This is a genomic window from Pseudomonas sp. GD04091, assembly GCF_029836165.1.
Lineage (GTDB): Bacteria > Pseudomonadota > Gammaproteobacteria > Pseudomonadales > Pseudomonadaceae > Aquipseudomonas.
On sequence record NZ_JAOEBG010000022.1, the window covers coordinates 18,846 to 35,035 of the forward strand.

The window sequence follows — 16,190 nt, forward strand, 5'->3', positions numbered from 1 at the left end:
CTGAAGGCTGTAAAGCCCCCAAACGAAAAAAAATTCAAAAAATTCAAGTTGTTGATTCCGCAGGGCGATTGCCGCGAGCTGGACACTCCATCAGGGCTGTCCAAGGCTGACATTTCCGGTTTCAATACGCCTATGCCAGAATTCCCCTCTATATACACCAAGGTGAACCCCTTCTGATGGCCGATTGGCAATCCCTCGATCCCGAGGCCGCTCGCGAAGCGGAAAAATACGAGAACCCCATTCCCAGCCGTGAGCTGATCTTGCAGCGCCTCGCCGACCGTGGCGAACCGGCCGCTCGGGAAGAGCTGGCGGTCGAGTTCGGTCTGTACGAGGAAGATCAGATCGAAGCCCTGCGTCGCCGGCTGCGCGCCATGGAGCGCGACGGCCAGCTTATCTATACCCGGCGCGGCACCTATGCCCCGGTAGACAAGCTCGACCTGATCTGCGGCCGCGTCTCCGGCCATCGTGACGGTTTCGGTTTCCTCATCCCCGACGACGGCAGCGAGGACCTGTTCCTCAGCCCGGCGCAGATGCGCCTGGTGTTCGACGGCGACCGTGGTCTGGCCCGGGTCTCCGGCGTCGACCGCCGTGGACGCCGTGAAGGCGTGCTGGTCGAGATCATTTCCCGTGCCCACGAGAGCGTGGTCGGCCGTTACTTCGAAGAAGGCGGCATCGGCTACGTGACCCCGGACAACCCGAAGATCCAGCAGGAAGTGCTGGTGACCGCCGGACGCAACGGTGGGGCCAAGATCGGCCAGTTCGTGTCGATCAAGATCACCCACTGGCCGACCCCGCGCTTCCAGCCCCAGGGCGACGTGATCGAAGTCATCGGCAACTACATGGCTCCGGGCATGGAGATCGACATCGCCTTGCGCAGCTATGACATCCCGCATGTCTGGCCGAAAGAGGTGATCAAGGAGGCGCGCAAGTTCCGCTCCGAAGTCGAGGAGAAGGACAAGGAGAAGCGTGTCGACCTGCGCCATCTGCCGTTCGTCACCATCGACGGCGAGGATGCCCGCGACTTCGACGACGCCGTTTATTGCGAGCCGCAAGGCAAGCTGCGCCTGTTCTCCGGCGGCTGGCGCCTGTACGTGGCGATCGCCGACGTTTCCAGCTACGTGCGCCTGGGCTCGGCCCTGGACATCGAAGCGCAGCAGCGCGGTAACTCGGTGTACTTCCCCGAGCGCGTCGTGCCGATGCTGCCCGAGGAGCTGTCCAACGGCCTGTGCTCGCTGAACCCGCACGTCGATCGCCTGGCCATGGTCTGCGAGATGACCATCAACAAGGCCGGCCAGATGGTCGACTACCAGTTCTACGAAGCGGTCATCCATTCCCATGCTCGCCTGACCTACAACAAGGTCAGCAGCATGCTCGAACACGCCCGCACTCGTGAGGGCAAGGCCCTGCGCGAGGAGTACAGCGCGGTAGTGCCCGACCTGAAGAACCTCTACGCGCTGTACAAGGCGCTGGTGGCGGCCCGCCACACCCGTGGCGCGATCGACTTCGAAACCCAGGAAACCCGGATCATCTTCGGTGAAGACCGCAAGATCGACGAAATTCGTCCGACCGTGCGCAACGACGCCCACAAGCTGATCGAGGAATGCATGCTGGCGGCCAACGTTGCCACCGCCGAGTTCCTGCACAAGCACGGCGTGCCGGCCCTGTACCGTGTTCACGACGGTCCGCCGCCGGAGCGCCTGGAAAAGCTGCGCGCCTTCCTCGGCGAGCTGGGCCTGAGCCTGCACAAGGGCAAGGAGCCGTCGCCGAAGGACTACCAGCAACTGCTGGCGAGCATCGCCGGGCGCCCGGATTTCCACCTGATCCAGACCGTCATGCTGCGCTCGCTGAGCCAGGCGGTGTACAGCGTCGAGAACAACGGCCACTTCGGCCTGAACTACGAGGCCTACACCCACTTCACCTCGCCGATCCGTCGTTACCCGGACCTGCTGGTGCACCGCGCCATCCGCAGCGTGATCCGCTCGAAGGTCGATACCCCGCACGTCAAGCGTGCCGGCGCCATGAGCATTCCCAAGGCGCGCATCTACCCGTACGACGAGAACACCCTCGACCAGCTGGGCGAGCAGTGCTCGATGACCGAGCGTCGCGCCGACGAGGCGACCCGTGACGTGGTCAACTGGCTCAAGTGCGAGTACATGCGCGACCGCGTCGGCGAGACGTTCCCGGGTGTGATCACCGCGGTGACCGGCTTCGGCTTGTTCATCGAACTGACCGACATCTACGTCGAAGGCCTGGTGCACGTCAGTGCCCTGCCGGGCGACTACTACCACTTCGATCCGGTACACCACCGTCTGTCCGGCGAGCGTAGCGGCCGCAGCTTCCGCCTGGGCGACACGGTGGAGGTGAAGGTCATGCGCGTCGACCTCGAGCAGCGCAAGATCGACTTCGAGATGTCCGAGGCGGCCGTCAATGCACCGGTCGGGCGCAAGCCGCGCGCGGCCTCGACCGAGCCTGCGACCCCGGCCGCACCCGCGACCGAGGCGAAGATCTCGCCAAAGCCGCGCAGCCGCAAGAGCGAAAGCGCCGAGGCGTACTTCCCGAAAGACGCCGTTCAGCGCAACGCCGAAGTGCGCAAGAGCCGCGAGATGAAAAAGGCGCTGATGAGCGAGGCGAAGCAGGGTGGCCACGCCGCCGGCAAGGCCGACAAGGGCGCCAAGGCTTCGGGCAAGACCAAGCACCGCAAGGGGCCGTCGAAGACCGGCGCGCCACGTAAAGGCAAGAACAAGTCATGAGTCAGCTGGAAAAGATCTACGGCGTGCATGCCGTGCAGGCACTGCTGCAGCACCATCCCAAGCGGGTCAAGCAGATCTGGTTGTCGGAAGGGCGCAGCGAGCCGCGCATCCAGGCATTGCTGGCACTGGCCGCCGAGAACCGTGTCCAGGTCGGCCAGGCCGAGCGCCGCGAGCTCGATGCCTGGGTCGAGGGCGTGCACCAGGGCGTGGTCGCCGAGGTGAGCCCGAGCCAGGTGTGGGGCGAGGCGATGCTCGACGAGCTGCTCGAGCGCACTGAAACCCCGCCCTTGATCCTGGTGCTCGATGGCGTGACCGACCCGCACAACCTCGGCGCGTGCCTGCGCACCGCCGATGCGGCCGGCGCCACCGCCGTGGTGATCCCGAAGGACAAGTCGGCCACGCTGACCGGGGTGGTGCGCAAGGTCGCCTGCGGCGCCGCCGAGGTGATGCCGCTGGTGGCCGTGACCAACCTGGCCCGTACCCTGGAAAAACTTCAGCAGCGTGGGCTGTGGGTGGTCGGCACCGCCGGCGAGGCCGAGCAGGAGATCTACCAGCAGGACCTGACCGGGCCGCTGGTGATGATCATGGGCGCGGAAGGCAAGGGCATGCGCCGCCTGACTCGCGAGCACTGCGACTTTCTGGTCAAGCTGCCGATGGCCGGTAGCGTCAGCAGCCTCAATGTCTCGGTGGCGACCGGGGTGTGCCTGTTCGAGGCCGTGAGGCAGCGTCAGGGCAAGCGCTGAGCGGGTAATGTGCGTGGAGCGGGTTTGCCCCGCGATAGCGATGGTAGGTTTGATAACGTCATCGCGGGGCAAGCCCGCTCCCACGCCACTCTTCTCAGACTTGTACGGTATGGCCTGAATATGTTTCCGGCTGTTCAAATAATCGCCAGCCTCCTTGCTTGTCCCTCCAGCCTTCTCTACAATTGCGCCCCTTGCCGAGCAGGCAGGCGCACATGTGCCTTCTCGCTGGGGCAAGACATACAGTGTCATTCACTCCTTGTCTGACCAGGTTGCTGGCAGACTACTAACCCGTAAGGAGCATTCATGCGTCATTACGAAATCATCTTCCTGGTTCACCCGGACCAGAGCGAGCAAGTCGGCGGCATGGTTGAGCGTTACACCAAGCTGATCGAAGAAGATGGTGGCAAGATCCACCGCCTGGAAGACTGGGGCCGTCGTCAGCTGGCCTACGCAATCAACAATGTTCACAAGGCTCACTACGTGATGCTGAACGTTGAGTGCACCGGCAAGGCCCTGGCCGAGCTGGAAGACAACTTCCGCTACAACGATGCCGTGATCCGTAACCTGGTCATCCGTCGTGACGAAGCCGTTACCGGCCCGTCCGAGATGCTCAAGGCCGAAGAGAACCGCAGCGAGCGCCGTGAGCGTCGTGAACGTCCTGAGCATGCTGATGGCGCCGAAGGCGACGACAGCAATGACAGCGACAACAGCGATAACGCTGACGAGTAATCCACGGACCTTTTGAGGAGCCAATCACATGGCACGTTTCTTCCGTCGTCGTAAATTCTGCCGCTTCACTGCTGAAGACGTGAAAGAGATCGACTTCAAAGATCTCAACACCCTGAAAGCTTACGTATCCGAAACCGGCAAGATCGTTCCAAGCCGCATCACCGGTACCAAAGCTCGTTATCAGCGTCAGCTGGCTACCGCTATCAAGCGCGCCCGCTTCCTGGCCCTGCTGCCCTACACCGACAGCCACGGCCGCTGAGACCGGGTCGTCGACTAAGTAGCAAGGGATAGGCATGCGAGCGTTAGCAAGCTTCATCATGCGCGGTCGTGTGCAGGCCACCCTGGTGGTGGTCATCAGCGCGGTACTGCCGCTGCTGTTCTGGTTGAGTGCCGCCGCCGGGAGCCTGGTGTTCCTGCGGCGCGGGTTCAAGGACGCTTCATCGGTCATCGCCTGGGGCCTTTTGCCCGGCCTGGCCATGTGGGTCTTCGGCGAGCCGAGCACCTTGCTGGTGTTCCTCGGCACGCTGGGGCTGGCCGCGCTGTTGCGCGCCGAGCATTCCTGGGCCCGGATACTGCTGGCGAGTGTCGTGTTGGGCTTGTTGTACAGCCTGATCCTCGACCTGGTACTGCGTGAAACCTTCGAGGTATTGGCCAAGGCGCTTGAAAAAGCCCTGCCGCAGTTCGAAGGCAAGCCGGTACTTCCCGGTGAGCTGATCGGCCCGCTGCTGATCGCTTCCAGTGCAGTGATGCTGCAGTTGTTCAGCGTGCTGGCGTTGATGCTGGCGCGTTATTGGCAGGCTGCGTTGTACAACCCCGGTGGTTTCGGTCGCGAATTCCGCGAACTGAGGCTGCCCAAGGTGCCGATGCTGGCACTGGTGTCGCTGATGGTGCTGGGTCCGTTCCTCGGGCCGCAGTTCATCGTGCTGGCATCGGCGTCGAGCCTGGTACTGCTTCTGTGTGGTATCGCCCTGGTTCATGGGCTGGTGGCACAGGGGCGACTGGCCGGATTCTGGCTGGTGGGGATGTACGTGACGCTGCCGCTGCTGATGCAGTTGATGTATCCGTTGCTCGTGGTCCTGGCCATAGTCGACAGCCTGATTGATTTTCGCGGTCGCAAGTCCCCTTCGCAGGGTGACGACTCCGCGAACGGTGAAGGTTAAAAGTTAAGAGGTTTTACCAAATGGAACTGATCCTGCTGGAAAAAGTCGCTAACCTGGGCAACCTGGGCGACAAAGTAAATGTTAAGGCCGGTTACGGCCGTAACTACCTGCTGCCGTTCGGCAAGGCCACCGTTGCCAACGCCGCCAACCTGGCCGCGTTCGAAGAGCGCCGCGCCGAGCTGGAAAAAGCCGCAGCAGACAAGAAAGCTTCGGCTGAAAGCCGCGCTGCCCAACTGGCCGAGCTGGAAGTGACCATCACTGCCACCGCTGGCGACGAAGGCAAGCTGTTCGGTTCGATCGGCACCCACGACATCGCTGACGCCCTGACCGCCTCCGGCGTCGAAGTGGCCAAGGCTGAAGTTCGTCTGCCGAACGGCACCATCCGTCAGGTTGGCGAATACGACGTAGCCGTGCACCTGCACAGCGACGTCGAAGCCACCGTACGCGTGGTCGTCGTAGCTGCCTAAGCTGCTGTAATCGACTGGCCCCTTGCGGGTCAGGCGGTTAACATCGGGCACGGTCCTGTCTTGCAGGCCGTGCCCTTTGTCTTTTTCATCTACCCGAATTCCTGCGTGGCCATGAACGAGATCACCACCCCCGAGCAACTCGACCTGCAAACCGCTGCCCTGAAGGTGCCGCCGCATTCCATCGAGGCCGAACAGGCCGTGCTCGGTGGCCTGATGCTGGACAACAACGCCTGGGAGCGGGTGCTGGACCAGGTATCGGACGGCGATTTCTATCGGCATGACCACCGCCTGATCTTCCGTGCCATCCACAAGCTGGTGGACGCGAACCAGCCATTCGACGTGGTGACGCTGCACGAGCAGCTGGACAAGGAAGGCGTCTCGACCCAGGTGGGCGGCCTGGCCTACCTCGCCGAACTGGCCAAGAACACGCCATCGGTGGCCAACATCAAGGCCTACGCCGCGATCATCCGCGAGCGCGCGACGCTGCGCCAGCTGATCAGCATCAGTACCGATATCGCCGACAACGCCTTCAACCCCCAGGGCCGCAACGCCGAAGAAATCCTCGATGACGCCGAACGGCAGATCTTCCAGATCGCCGAGGCGCGGCCCAAGACCGGTGGTCCTGTGGGGGTCAACGAGCTGTTGACCATGGCCATCGACCGCATCGACACGCTGTTCAACTCCGACAGCGACATCACCGGTGTTTCCACCGGATTCACCGATCTGGACGAAAAGACCAGCGGCCTGCAGGCCGCCGACCTGGTCATCGTTGCCGGCCGTCCGTCGATGGGCAAGACCACCTTCGCCATGAACCTGGTGGAAAACGCCGTGTTGCGCAGCGACAAGGTGGTGCTGGTGTTCTCCCTCGAGATGCCTGGTGAATCGCTGATCATGCGTATGCTCTCGTCCCTTGGCCGTATCGACCAGACCAAGGTGCGTTCCGGCCAGCTGGACGACGACGACTGGCCGCGGCTGACCTCGGCGGTCAACCTGCTCAACGACCGCAAGCTGTTCATCGACGATACCGCGGGTATCAGCCCTTCGGAGATGCGTGCGCGTACCCGCCGACTGGCGCGTGAGCATGGCGAGATCGCCATGATCATGGTCGACTACCTGCAGCTCATGCAGATTCCAGGATCGGCCGGTGACAACCGGACCAACGAGATTTCCGAGATCTCCCGCTCGCTCAAGGCGCTGGCCAAGGAGTTCAACTGCCCGGTGATCGCCCTGTCGCAGCTCAACCGCTCCCTGGAGCAGCGCCCCAACAAGCGCCCGGTCAACTCCGACCTGCGTGAATCCGGAGCGATCGAGCAGGACGCCGACGTGATCATGTTCGTTTACCGGGACGAGGTGTATCACCCCGAGACCGAGCACAAGGGCGTGGCCGAGATCATCATCGGCAAGCAGCGTAACGGCCCCATCGGCTTCGTGCGCCTGGCGTTCATCGGCAAGTACACCCGCTTCGAGAACCTCGCGCCGGGCATGTACAACTTCGACGACGACGAATAAGACCTGACTGGGGACCCTGTGGGAGCGGGCTTGCCCGCTCCCACAGGGTTTTCCATGCGCTCGATGAATCCGACCATCACCGTCGGATTTGGTCAAAATTTGTGCTATATTCCGCGCCCGCGATTTCCCTGCACACCAGAACCGGTCACTGACATGCAAGCAGCCAAACCACTCTACGACTATCCCAAGTACTGGGCCGAATGTTTCGGGCCAGCGCCGTTCCTGCCGATGAGCAGGGAGGAGATGGATCAGCTCGGCTGGGATTCCTGCGACATCATCATCGTGACCGGTGACGCCTACGTCGACCATGCGTCGTTCGGCATGGCCATCATCGGCCGCCTGCTCGAGGCCCAGGGCTTTCGCGTAGGCATCATCGCCCAGCCGAACTGGCAGTCGAAGGACGACTTCATGAAGCTCGGCGAGCCGAACCTGTTCTTCGGTGTCGCGGCCGGCAACATGGATTCGATGATCAACCGCTACACCGCGGACAAGAAGATCCGTTCCGACGACGCCTACACCCCTGGCGGCTTGGCCGGCAAGCGCCCGGACCGTGCCAGCCTGGTGTACAGCCAGCGCTGCAAGGAAGCCTACAAGCATGTGCCGATCGTGCTGGGGGGCATCGAGGCCTCGCTGCGCCGCATCGCCCACTACGACTACTGGCAGGACAAGGTTCGCCACTCGATCCTGATCGACGCCAGCGCCGACATCCTGTTGTACGGCAACGCCGAGCGGGCGATCGTCGAGGTCGCCCAGCGCCTGTCCCAGGGCGAAGCCATCGAAGGCATCACCGATGTGCGCGGTACCGCGTTCATTCGTCGTGACACGCCGGAAGGCTGGTACGAGATCGACTCCACCCGCATCGACCGTCCGGGCCGCGTGGACAAGATCATCAATCCGTACGTCAACACCCAGGACACCCAGGCCTGCGCCATCGAGCAGGCCAAAGGCGAGCAGGAAGACCCGAACGAAGCCAAGGTGGTGCAGATCCTCGACAGCCCACGGGTGACCCGCGAGAAGTCGGTGATCCGCCTGCCGTCGTTCGAGAAGGTGCGCAACGACCCGGTCCTCTACGCTCACGCCAACCGCGTGCTGCACTTGGAGACCAACCCGGGCAACGCCCGCGCCCTGGTGCAGAAGCATGGCGAGGTGGATGTGTGGTTCAACCCGCCACCCATCCCCATGACCACCGAAGAGATGGACTACGTGTTCGGCATGCCCTATGCGCGCATTCCGCACCCGGCCTATGGCAAGGAGCGCATCCCGGCGTACGAGATGATCCGTTTCTCGGTGAACATCATGCGTGGCTGCTTCGGTGGCTGCACCTTCTGCTCGATCACCGAGCACGAAGGTCGGATCATCCAGAACCGCTCCCACGAGTCGATCCTGCACGAGATCGAGGAGATGCGCGACAAGGTGCCGGGCTTCACCGGCGTGGTCTCCGACCTTGGCGGCCCGACCGCCAACATGTACCGCATCGCCTGCAAGAGCCACGACATCGAGAAGCACTGCCGCAAGCCGTCGTGCGTGTTCCCGGGCATCTGCGAGAACCTCAACACCGACCACAGCTCGCTGATCGAGCTGTACCGCAAGGCCCGTGCCCTGCCGGGGGTGAAGAAGATCCTGATCGCCTCGGGCCTGCGCTACGACCTGGCGGTGGAGTCGCCGGAGTACGTGCGCGAGCTGGTCACCCACCACGTCGGCGGCTACCTGAAGATCGCTCCGGAGCACACCGAGCGTGGCCCGCTGGACAAGATGATGAAGCCGGGCATCGGTACCTACGACCGCTTCAAGCGCATGTTCGAGAAGTTCTCGAAGGAGGCGGGCAAGGAGCAGTACCTGATCCCGTACTTCATCGCCGCGCACCCGGGCACCACCGACGAGGACATGATGAACCTTGCCCTGTGGCTCAAGGGCAACGGTTTCCGTGCCGACCAGGTGCAGGCGTTCTACCCCTCGCCGATGGCGTCGGCTACCGCCATGTACCACTCGGGCAAGAACCCGCTGCGCAAGGTCACCTACAAGAGCGAAGGGGTGGAGATCGTCAAGAGCGAGGAACAGCGCCGACTGCACAAGGCGTTCCTGCGCTACCACGACCCGAAGGGCTGGCCGATGCTGCGCGAAGCGCTGCAGCGCATGGGCCGCGCCGACCTGATCGGGCCGGGCAAGCACCAGCTGATCCCGTTGCACCAGCCGCAGACCGACACCTACCAGAGTGCCCGGCGCAAGAACTCGACCCCGGCCGGCAGCCACAAGGTGGGCAAGGACCAGAAGATCCTCACCCAGCACACCGGCCTGCCACCGCGCGCCAGCGACGGCAGCAAGCCGTGGGACAAGCGCGAGAAGGCCAAGGCCGAGGCGTTTGCCCGCAACCAGCAGGCGGCCAAGGAGCGCAAGGAAGCGGCCAAGGGCGGCAAAGGCAAGAAGCCGCGTCAGCCGGTCATTCCGCGCTAACTGGTCCATTTGGGGGCTGCTGCGCAGCCCTTTCGCGACACAAGGCCGCTCCTACAGGCGAATGCAATCTCCTGTAGGAGCGGCCTTGTGTCGCGAAGCGGTCCCAGGATTTCAGCCTTCAATCCGGCTGCTTGTCGACCCACTTCGGCAACACCGGCGACTCGAACCGCTCCATCCCCTCCAGCAGTTCATTCGACTGCTTCCCGAGCAACAGCATCGCCCGGTGCTGCGGCCGCACGAAGCCCTCTTCGACGATATGGTCGAGGAACCCGCCCAGCTTCTCGTAGAACCCGTTCACATCGAGCAACCCCAGCGGCTTGGCGTGATAGCCCAGTTGCCCCCAGGTCCACACTTCGAACAGCTCCTCCAGCGTACCCAGGCCACCCGGCAGGGCGATGAAGGCATCGCTGAGTTCGGCCATGCGTGCCTTGCGCGCATGCATGCCGTCCACCACTTCCAGGCGGGTCAGGCCCTTGTGGCCTATTTCGGCGTTCATCAGGCTTTCGGGGATGATGCCGATGACTTCGCCTCCTGCGGCCATGGCGGCATCGGCGACAGTACCCATCAGGCCGACCGCGCCACCGCCGTAGACCAGCGTCAGGCCACGGCGGGCGATGGCCTGGCCCAGGGCGACGGCGGCTTCGCGGTAGGCAGGGTTGGCGCCGATGCTGGCGCCGCAGAAGACACAAACGGAACGTACAGGCATTGCTTATCTCCCTTTACATGCGCGCACAGGGTAAGGCGCATGCCTGTCGCTTCCAAGGGGATTCACTCTGGGCGGGAGAATTCGCGGACCGAGCCGCTGGCGCCGTGGGCGTAGGCGGCGAGCAGGCTGTTCATGAAATTGGACAGGGACATTTCATTCGACTCCTAAATGAGAGGTTGTCGCATCGTCTATCAAGAGGGCATGATGTGCACTTTGATTGGTTGTATACAATCCATTGAACAAATCTACTGGCTGGCCACTTGACACCCCTTGACCCACATCAGGTACGGGCGTCCGGTTTTCAGGCAGTCTCGCAATTGATAAAACCCTGCCAAGGAGATTCATGATGTTTGCGAAAGCTGTAGCGGTATCCCTGCTGACCCTCGCCAGCGCCTCTGTCTTCGCTGCTGACAAGTGCTCGGTGACTGTCGACTCGACTGACCAGATGTCCTTCAACACCAAGGAATTCACCGTCGACAAGAGCTGCAAGGAATTCACCGTCAAACTGACCCATTCCGGCAACCTGCCGAAGAACGTCATGGGCCACAACCTGGTGATCAGCAAGACCGCCGACATGCAGGGCATTGCCACTGAAGGCATGAGCCAGGGCATCGACAAGGGCTACCTGAAGGAAGACAACGCCAACATCATCGCCCACACCGCGATGATCGGCGCACCAGAGAAAGAAACCGAAGTGAAGTTCGACACTTCCAAGCTGGAAGCCGGTGGCGACTACAGCTTCTTCTGCACCTTCCCGGGCCACATCTCGATGATGAAGGGCAAGGTTATCGTCAAGTAATGACGATTTGAAACGAGGGGAGGGCTTTGCCCTCCCTTCGCGACACAAGGCCGCTCCCACAGGGGGATTGCATTTCCCTGTGGGAGCGGCCTTGTGTCGCGAAGGGGCTGCGCAGCAGCCCCACTGTCCTCAAGGCGCGAACGGCAGCTCGCGCTTGTGCTGGGTCTTGCGGTAGGTGGCGACGATGATGTCGAACGCCTCCTGATCGACCGGCTGCCCATGCAGGAAGGCATCGATCTGCTGGTAGGTCACGCCATGTGACGCTTCGTCTGGCTTGCCCGGCTCGAGGTCTTCCAGGTCCGCGGTCGGCACCTTCTCTACCAGCGATTCCGGCGCGCCGAAGCTGCGCGCGATCGCCCGCACCTGGTTTTTCACCAGCCCGCTCAGCGGCGCCAGGTCGCAGGCCCCGTCACCGAACTTGGTGAAGAAGCCCATCACCGCCTCGGCGGCGTGATCGGTGCCGATCACCAGCCCCGCGCGGGCGCCGGCGATGGTGTACTGCGCCACCATGCGCATGCGTGCCTTGGTGTTGCCGACGACGAAGTCCACCAGGGTTGGCGAACCTCCTTCCAGCGCTTTCACCTCGGCGGCCAGGGTACGCACTGCCGGGGCGATATCGACCGTATGCACCTCGTCGGCCTTGATCACGTCCAGGCAAGCCTGGGCGTCGTGCTCGTCATGCTGCACCTGGTACGGCAGGCGCACGGCGATGAAGCGGTAGGCGTTGTCGCCTGTCTCGGCGCGCAGCTCGTCGATGGCGCGTTGGGCGAGCAGGGCGGCGGTCAGCGAGTCGACGCCACCGCTGATGCCCAGCACCAGGGTCTTGAGCCGGGCGTTGTGCAGGCAGTCCTTGATGAAGGCCACGCGCCGGACGACTTCCTGCTCGAGCGCGGCGGCGTCGGCGAACGGCGGCTGCACCTTGAGCGCCTGGGCAATCTCTTGCTGAACGGCTTGCATGGGTTACTCCTTGTTGGGGACTTTGAATACATGACGCAGGTAGGCGACGAAGTTCTCGTCGCGGCACTGGGTCTTGGCGGCTTCGTCGGAGATCTTCGCCACCGGCGAGCCGTTGCAGTCGGTCATTTTAAGCACGATGTTCATCGGTGCCACGCCGGGGATGTCGCAGGTCAGGTTGGTGCCGATGCCGAAGCTGACATTGATGCGCCCGCGCAGCGCGCGGAAGATTTCCAGCGAGCGGGTCAGGTTCAGGCCATCGGAGAACACCAGCGTCTTGGTCATCGGGTCGATGCCCAGCTTCTGGTAATGGGCGATGGCCTTCTCGGCCCAGGCCACCGGCTCGCCCGAGTCGTGGCGCAAGCCATCGAACAGCTTGGCGAAGTACAGATCGAAATCGTTGAGGAAGGCATCCATGGTGATGCAGTCCGTCAGGGCGATGCCCAGCAGGCCACGGTACTCGCGGACCCAGCAGTCCAGCGCGGCGATCTGGCTGTCGATCAGCCGGGGGCCGAGCTGCTGGTGGGCCATGATCCACTCGTGGGCCATGGTGCCCAGGGGCTTGATATCCAGTTTCCATGCCAGGTCGACGTTGCTGGTGCCGACGAAGCGGGCCGGGAAGTCATCGCGCAGCACGCGCACCACCTCTTCCTGCACCCGGCCGGAAAAGCGCCGGCGGGTGCCGAAGTCGGCCACCTGCAGGTGGGCCAGCTCGTCGTCGCTGGCATGGGCGCGCAGCCAGTCGAACTTGCGATAGAGCTGGTCGCGGGCCTCGGCCAGACGCATGCGTGGGTGCAGGTGGCGATTGCGCACCTCGCTGATGATGGCCAGCAGCGGCACCTCGAACAGGATCACGTGCAGCCAGGGGCCACGCAGGCGCAGGAACAGCTGGTCGTGCTCGATGCCGATGCGCACGTAGCGCAGGTTGAAACGGAACAGGCGCAGGAAGCGCAGGAAGTCCGGCTTGAGGAAGCTGATGCGCTCGAGGAAGGCCAGCTGGCCATCGTCCAGGGTGAGCTCGCTGAGCAGTTCGAGCTGGTGGCGGATCTCGCCCAGGTAAGGGCGCAGGTCCTCGCCGTTGCGACAGCGAAACTCCCATTCGACGTCGGCGTCCGGGTAGTTGTGCAGTACCGCCTGCATCATCGTCAGTTTGTAGAAGTCGGTGTCGAGCAGGTTGTGCACGATGCGCTCGGCGAATGCGCTTTCGCTCATCAGGGGGAAGCTCCAGGGCGGGCAATGGCGGCTATTGTGCCAGCCTTTGGGGGTTGTTGCGCCTGTGCCGGCCTCTTCGCGGCTAAACCCGCTCTCACTGGGGCCGCGGGCACACCTGTAAGGGCGGATTTAGCGGTGAAGAGGCAAAGCAGGTGTTTTTCCGTGCACCGGCTAGCCTTGAAACAGTGCTGCCTGTAGCAGTCGCGCACCAGCGGTGTGCAGTTCGGTGACGTCCGCTGTTACAGGACGGTTGCACGTTAACACTTGCAAGGGTTGCAATGATGGCGCTCGGTGGTTGCTCCTTGTCTAGGCGTGTCGGTGGCGCTTGCCGTGAGGCAGACGGTTGCACGCTCAATAAAGAAAAGGCCGCCGGTCGCCTCGTCGCGCCCCCCACAGTGTGTTTTCCCGGAAGACAAAACCAATGGCACGGCCCTTGCTCGGAGCACAGGGCTGAGAAGTTGTAGTGCCAACCAAAAAAAATACTCTAGGAGCACCACCTCATGTCGCAGACGTTTTACAAGAAAGGTTTCCTGGCACTGGCCGTGGCCACCGCACTGGGTGTTTCTTCGTATGTTCAGGCCGACATCAAGATCGGCGTCGCGGGCCCGATGACCGGGGCCAACGCAGCGTTTGGCGAGCAGTACATGAAAGGTGCCCAGGCGGCTGCCGACAAGATCAACGCAGCCGGTGGCGTGAACGGCGAGAAGATCGTCCTGGTCAAGGGCGACGACGCCTGCGAGCCCAAGCAGGCCGTATCCGTGGCCAACCGCCTGGTCGACCAGGACAAGGTCATCGGCGTGGTCGGCCACTTCTGCTCCTCCAACACCATCCCCGCCTCCGAGGTCTACGACGAGGCCGGCGTGATCGCCATCACCCCGGGCTCGACCAACCCGCAGGTCACCGAGCGCGGTCTTTCCGCGATGTTCCGCATGTGCGGCCGTGACGACCAGCAAGGCATCGTCGCCGGCAACTACATCGTCGATGTGCTCAAGGGCAAGAAGGTCGTGGTGCTGCACGACAAGGACACCTATGGCCAGGGCCTGGCCGATGCGACCAAGGCGCAGCTGGAGAAGCGCGGCGTGAAGCCTGTGTTGTACGAGGGCCTGACCCGTGGCGAGAAGGACTTCAGCGCCGTGGTCACCAAGATCCGCGCGCAGGGCGCCGATGTCGTCTACTTCGGCGGCCTGCATCCGGAGGCCGGCCCGCTGGTGCGCCAGCTGCGCGAGCAGGGCCTGAAGGACGTGGCGTTCATGTCCGACGACGGCATCGTCACCGACGAGCTGGTGGCCACCGCGGGCGGCGCGCAGTACACCAACGGCGTGTACATGACCTTCGGCGCCGACCCGCGCCTGCTGCCCGACAGCAAGGCGGTGGTCGAGGAGTTCCGCAAGGCCGGCACCGAGCCGGAAGGCTACACCCTGTACGCCTACGCCTCGGTCCAGGCGCTGGCCGCCGCGTTCAACGGCGCCAAGTCGAACAAGGGCGAGGATGCCGCCAAGTGGCTCAAGGCCAACCCGGTGCAGACCGTCATGGGCGAGAAGAAGTGGGACAGCAAGGGTGACCTGACCGTCTCCGACTACGTGGTCTACCAGTGGGACGCCAACGGCAAGTACCACCAGCTGGAAAAACAAAAATAACAACGGCATCCGGCCTGGGCGCCAGAGCGCCCAGGCCGCAGCCCCGCGGTACCTGTCCTTGTCCGTAGATATGCACAGTTCTGCGCTGCGAGGGTCGCCTCATCCGTGGCCCGCCGTGGTCGGCGCTCGTGCAATCTCAATCAGGTGAGATTGCGTTATGGATGGTATTTTCCTGCAGCAACTGGTCAACGGCCTGACTCTCGGGTCGGTCTATGGCCTGATCGCCATCGGCTACACAATGGTCTATGGCATCATCGGCATGATCAACTTCGCGCACGGCGAGGTGTACATGATCTCCGCGTACCTCGCGGCGATCAGCCTGGCATTGCTGGCCTACTTCGGTATCGAATCCTTCCCGCTGCTGATGCTCGGCACGTTGTTGTTCACCATCGTCGTTACCGGCGTCTATGGCTTCACCATCGAACGCATCGCCTACAAACCCCTGCGCAACTCCACCCGCCTGGCGCCTCTGATCAGCGCCATCGGCATCTCGCTGATCCTGCAGAACTACGCGCAGATCAGCCAGGGCGCCCGCCAGCAAGGCGTGCCGACCCTGCTCGAAGGCGCCGTGCGCGTCGAAGTGGGCACCGGCTTCGTGCAATTGACCTACACCAAGATCTTCATCCTGGTGGCGGCGTTCGCCGGCATGGCCCTGCTGACCTATGTGATCAAGTACACCAAGCTCGGCCGCATGTGCCGTGCCACCCAGCAAGACCGAAAAATGGCCTCGATCCTGGGCATCAACACCGACCGGGTGATCTCCTACGTGTTCGTCATCGGCGCGGTGATGGCGGCGCTGGCCGGCGTGCTGATCACCATGAACTACGGCACCTTCGACTTCTACGCCGGCTTCATCATCGGCATCAAGGCGTTCACCGCCGCGGTGCTCGGCGGCATCGGCTCGCTGCCAGGGGCGATGCTCGGCGGGATCATCCTGGGCATTTCCGAATCGCTGTTCTCGGGCCTGATCAACTCCGACTACAAGGACGTGTTCAGCTTCTCGCTGCTGGTGCTGATCCTCATCTTCCGTCCCCAAGGCCTGCTGGGTCGCCCGCTCGTGGCTAAGGTGTGAA

General features: G+C 63.1%; 14 protein-coding genes. 11 read left to right on the plus strand and 3 right to left on the minus strand.

Features of this window, described 5'->3' with window-relative positions:
* The first annotated feature begins 176 nt into the window (after positions 1-176).
* From rnr to N7422_RS21585, 8 genes are all read left to right on the plus strand, one after another.
* Positions 177-2,750, plus strand: coding sequence for a ribonuclease R (gene rnr, locus N7422_RS21550; protein ID WP_279808429.1), 2,574 nt, complete (start codon positions 177-179; stop codon positions 2,748-2,750).
* Positions 2,747-3,493: a 23S rRNA (guanosine(2251)-2'-O)-methyltransferase RlmB gene (rlmB, locus tag N7422_RS21555; RefSeq protein WP_279808430.1), complete on the plus strand. Its 747-nt coding sequence runs from the start codon at positions 2,747-2,749 to the stop codon at positions 3,491-3,493. Before rnr ends, rlmB begins: the two co-directional genes overlap by 4 nt.
* A 303-nt stretch (positions 3,494-3,796) precedes the next feature.
* Positions 3,797-4,222 (plus strand): 30S ribosomal protein S6, encoded by a 426-nt coding sequence (rpsF, locus tag N7422_RS21560; protein WP_011535936.1) that lies wholly within the window; start codon positions 3,797-3,799, stop codon positions 4,220-4,222.
* A 28-nt stretch (positions 4,223-4,250) separates the two neighbouring features.
* Positions 4,251-4,481, plus strand: coding sequence for a 30S ribosomal protein S18 (gene rpsR, locus N7422_RS21565; protein WP_003249563.1), 231 nt, complete (start codon positions 4,251-4,253; stop codon positions 4,479-4,481).
* 34 nt (positions 4,482-4,515) lie between these two features.
* A complete protein-coding gene (locus tag N7422_RS21570; RefSeq protein ID WP_279808431.1) occupies positions 4,516-5,382 on the plus strand; it encodes a hypothetical protein in 867 nt (288 codons plus the stop codon).
* A 20-nt stretch (positions 5,383-5,402) separates the two neighbouring features.
* On the plus strand, positions 5,403-5,849 hold the full coding sequence (rplI, locus tag N7422_RS21575; RefSeq protein ID WP_134690280.1) for a 50S ribosomal protein L9: 447 nt from the start codon (positions 5,403-5,405) through the stop codon (positions 5,847-5,849).
* Between the two features lie 111 nt (positions 5,850-5,960).
* A complete protein-coding gene (gene dnaB / locus N7422_RS21580; RefSeq protein ID WP_279808432.1) occupies positions 5,961-7,358 on the plus strand; it encodes a replicative DNA helicase in 1,398 nt (465 codons plus the stop codon).
* 153 nt (positions 7,359-7,511) lie between these two features.
* Positions 7,512-9,809, plus strand: coding sequence for a YgiQ family radical SAM protein (locus tag N7422_RS21585; protein WP_279808433.1), 2,298 nt, complete (start codon positions 7,512-7,514; stop codon positions 9,807-9,809).
* A gap of 118 nt (positions 9,810-9,927) precedes the next feature.
* Here N7422_RS21585 and N7422_RS21590 read toward each other — a convergent pair whose 3' ends face one another.
* Complete coding sequence (locus N7422_RS21590; RefSeq protein WP_279808434.1) at positions 9,928-10,515, minus strand: TIGR00730 family Rossman fold protein; 588 nt, start codon at positions 10,513-10,515, stop codon at positions 9,928-9,930.
* 346 nt (positions 10,516-10,861) lie between these two features.
* Here N7422_RS21590 and azu point away from each other — a divergent pair, with 346 nt between their 5' ends.
* Positions 10,862-11,314 carry an azurin gene (azu, locus tag N7422_RS21595; protein WP_279808435.1) on the plus strand — a complete coding sequence of 151 codons (453 nt, stop codon included), beginning with the start codon at positions 10,862-10,864 and terminating at the stop codon, positions 11,312-11,314.
* A gap of 129 nt (positions 11,315-11,443) precedes the next feature.
* Here the strand turns inward: azu and nadE are convergent, their stop codons facing one another.
* The gene (gene nadE, locus N7422_RS21600; protein ID WP_279808436.1) at positions 11,444-12,271 is read right to left on the minus strand and encodes an ammonia-dependent NAD(+) synthetase; all 828 of its coding nucleotides are present in this window, start codon (positions 12,269-12,271) and stop codon (positions 11,444-11,446) included.
* A gap of 3 nt (positions 12,272-12,274) precedes the next feature.
* On the minus strand, positions 12,275-13,480 hold the full coding sequence (pncB, locus tag N7422_RS21605) for a nicotinate phosphoribosyltransferase (RefSeq protein ID WP_279808437.1): 1,206 nt from the start codon (positions 13,478-13,480) through the stop codon (positions 12,275-12,277).
* A 500-nt stretch (positions 13,481-13,980) separates the two neighbouring features.
* On the opposite strand from pncB, the gene N7422_RS21610 reads away from it, so the two are divergent.
* A complete protein-coding gene (locus tag N7422_RS21610; protein ID WP_279808438.1) occupies positions 13,981-15,117 on the plus strand; it encodes a branched-chain amino acid ABC transporter substrate-binding protein in 1,137 nt (378 codons plus the stop codon).
* A gap of 157 nt (positions 15,118-15,274) precedes the next feature.
* Positions 15,275-16,189 (plus strand): branched-chain amino acid ABC transporter permease LivH, encoded by a 915-nt coding sequence (locus N7422_RS21615; RefSeq protein WP_279808439.1) that lies wholly within the window; start codon positions 15,275-15,277, stop codon positions 16,187-16,189.
* The last annotated feature ends 1 nt before the right edge of the window (position 16,190 follow it).

Coding starts and splice junctions, on each gene's coding strand:
- rnr (WP_279808429.1), top strand. CDS start 177: ATGGCCGATTGGCAATCCCTCGATCCCGAGGCCGCTCGCGAAGCGGAA.
- rlmB (WP_279808430.1), top strand. CDS start 2,747: ATGAGTCAGCTGGAAAAGATCTACGGCGTGCATGCCGTGCAGGCACTG.
- rpsF (WP_011535936.1), top strand. CDS start 3,797: ATGCGTCATTACGAAATCATCTTCCTGGTTCACCCGGACCAGAGCGAG.
- rpsR (WP_003249563.1), top strand. CDS start 4,251: ATGGCACGTTTCTTCCGTCGTCGTAAATTCTGCCGCTTCACTGCTGAA.
- N7422_RS21570 (WP_279808431.1), top strand. CDS start 4,516: ATGCGAGCGTTAGCAAGCTTCATCATGCGCGGTCGTGTGCAGGCCACC.
- rplI (WP_134690280.1), top strand. CDS start 5,403: ATGGAACTGATCCTGCTGGAAAAAGTCGCTAACCTGGGCAACCTGGGC.
- dnaB (WP_279808432.1), top strand. CDS start 5,961: ATGAACGAGATCACCACCCCCGAGCAACTCGACCTGCAAACCGCTGCC.
- N7422_RS21585 (WP_279808433.1), top strand. CDS start 7,512: ATGCAAGCAGCCAAACCACTCTACGACTATCCCAAGTACTGGGCCGAA.
- N7422_RS21590 (WP_279808434.1), bottom strand. CDS start 10,515: ATGCCTGTACGTTCCGTTTGTGTCTTCTGCGGCGCCAGCATCGGCGCC.
- azu (WP_279808435.1), top strand. CDS start 10,862: ATGTTTGCGAAAGCTGTAGCGGTATCCCTGCTGACCCTCGCCAGCGCC.
- nadE (WP_279808436.1), bottom strand. CDS start 12,271: ATGCAAGCCGTTCAGCAAGAGATTGCCCAGGCGCTCAAGGTGCAGCCG.
- pncB (WP_279808437.1), bottom strand. CDS start 13,480: ATGAGCGAAAGCGCATTCGCCGAGCGCATCGTGCACAACCTGCTCGAC.
- N7422_RS21610 (WP_279808438.1), top strand. CDS start 13,981: ATGTCGCAGACGTTTTACAAGAAAGGTTTCCTGGCACTGGCCGTGGCC.
- N7422_RS21615 (WP_279808439.1), top strand. CDS start 15,275: ATGGATGGTATTTTCCTGCAGCAACTGGTCAACGGCCTGACTCTCGGG.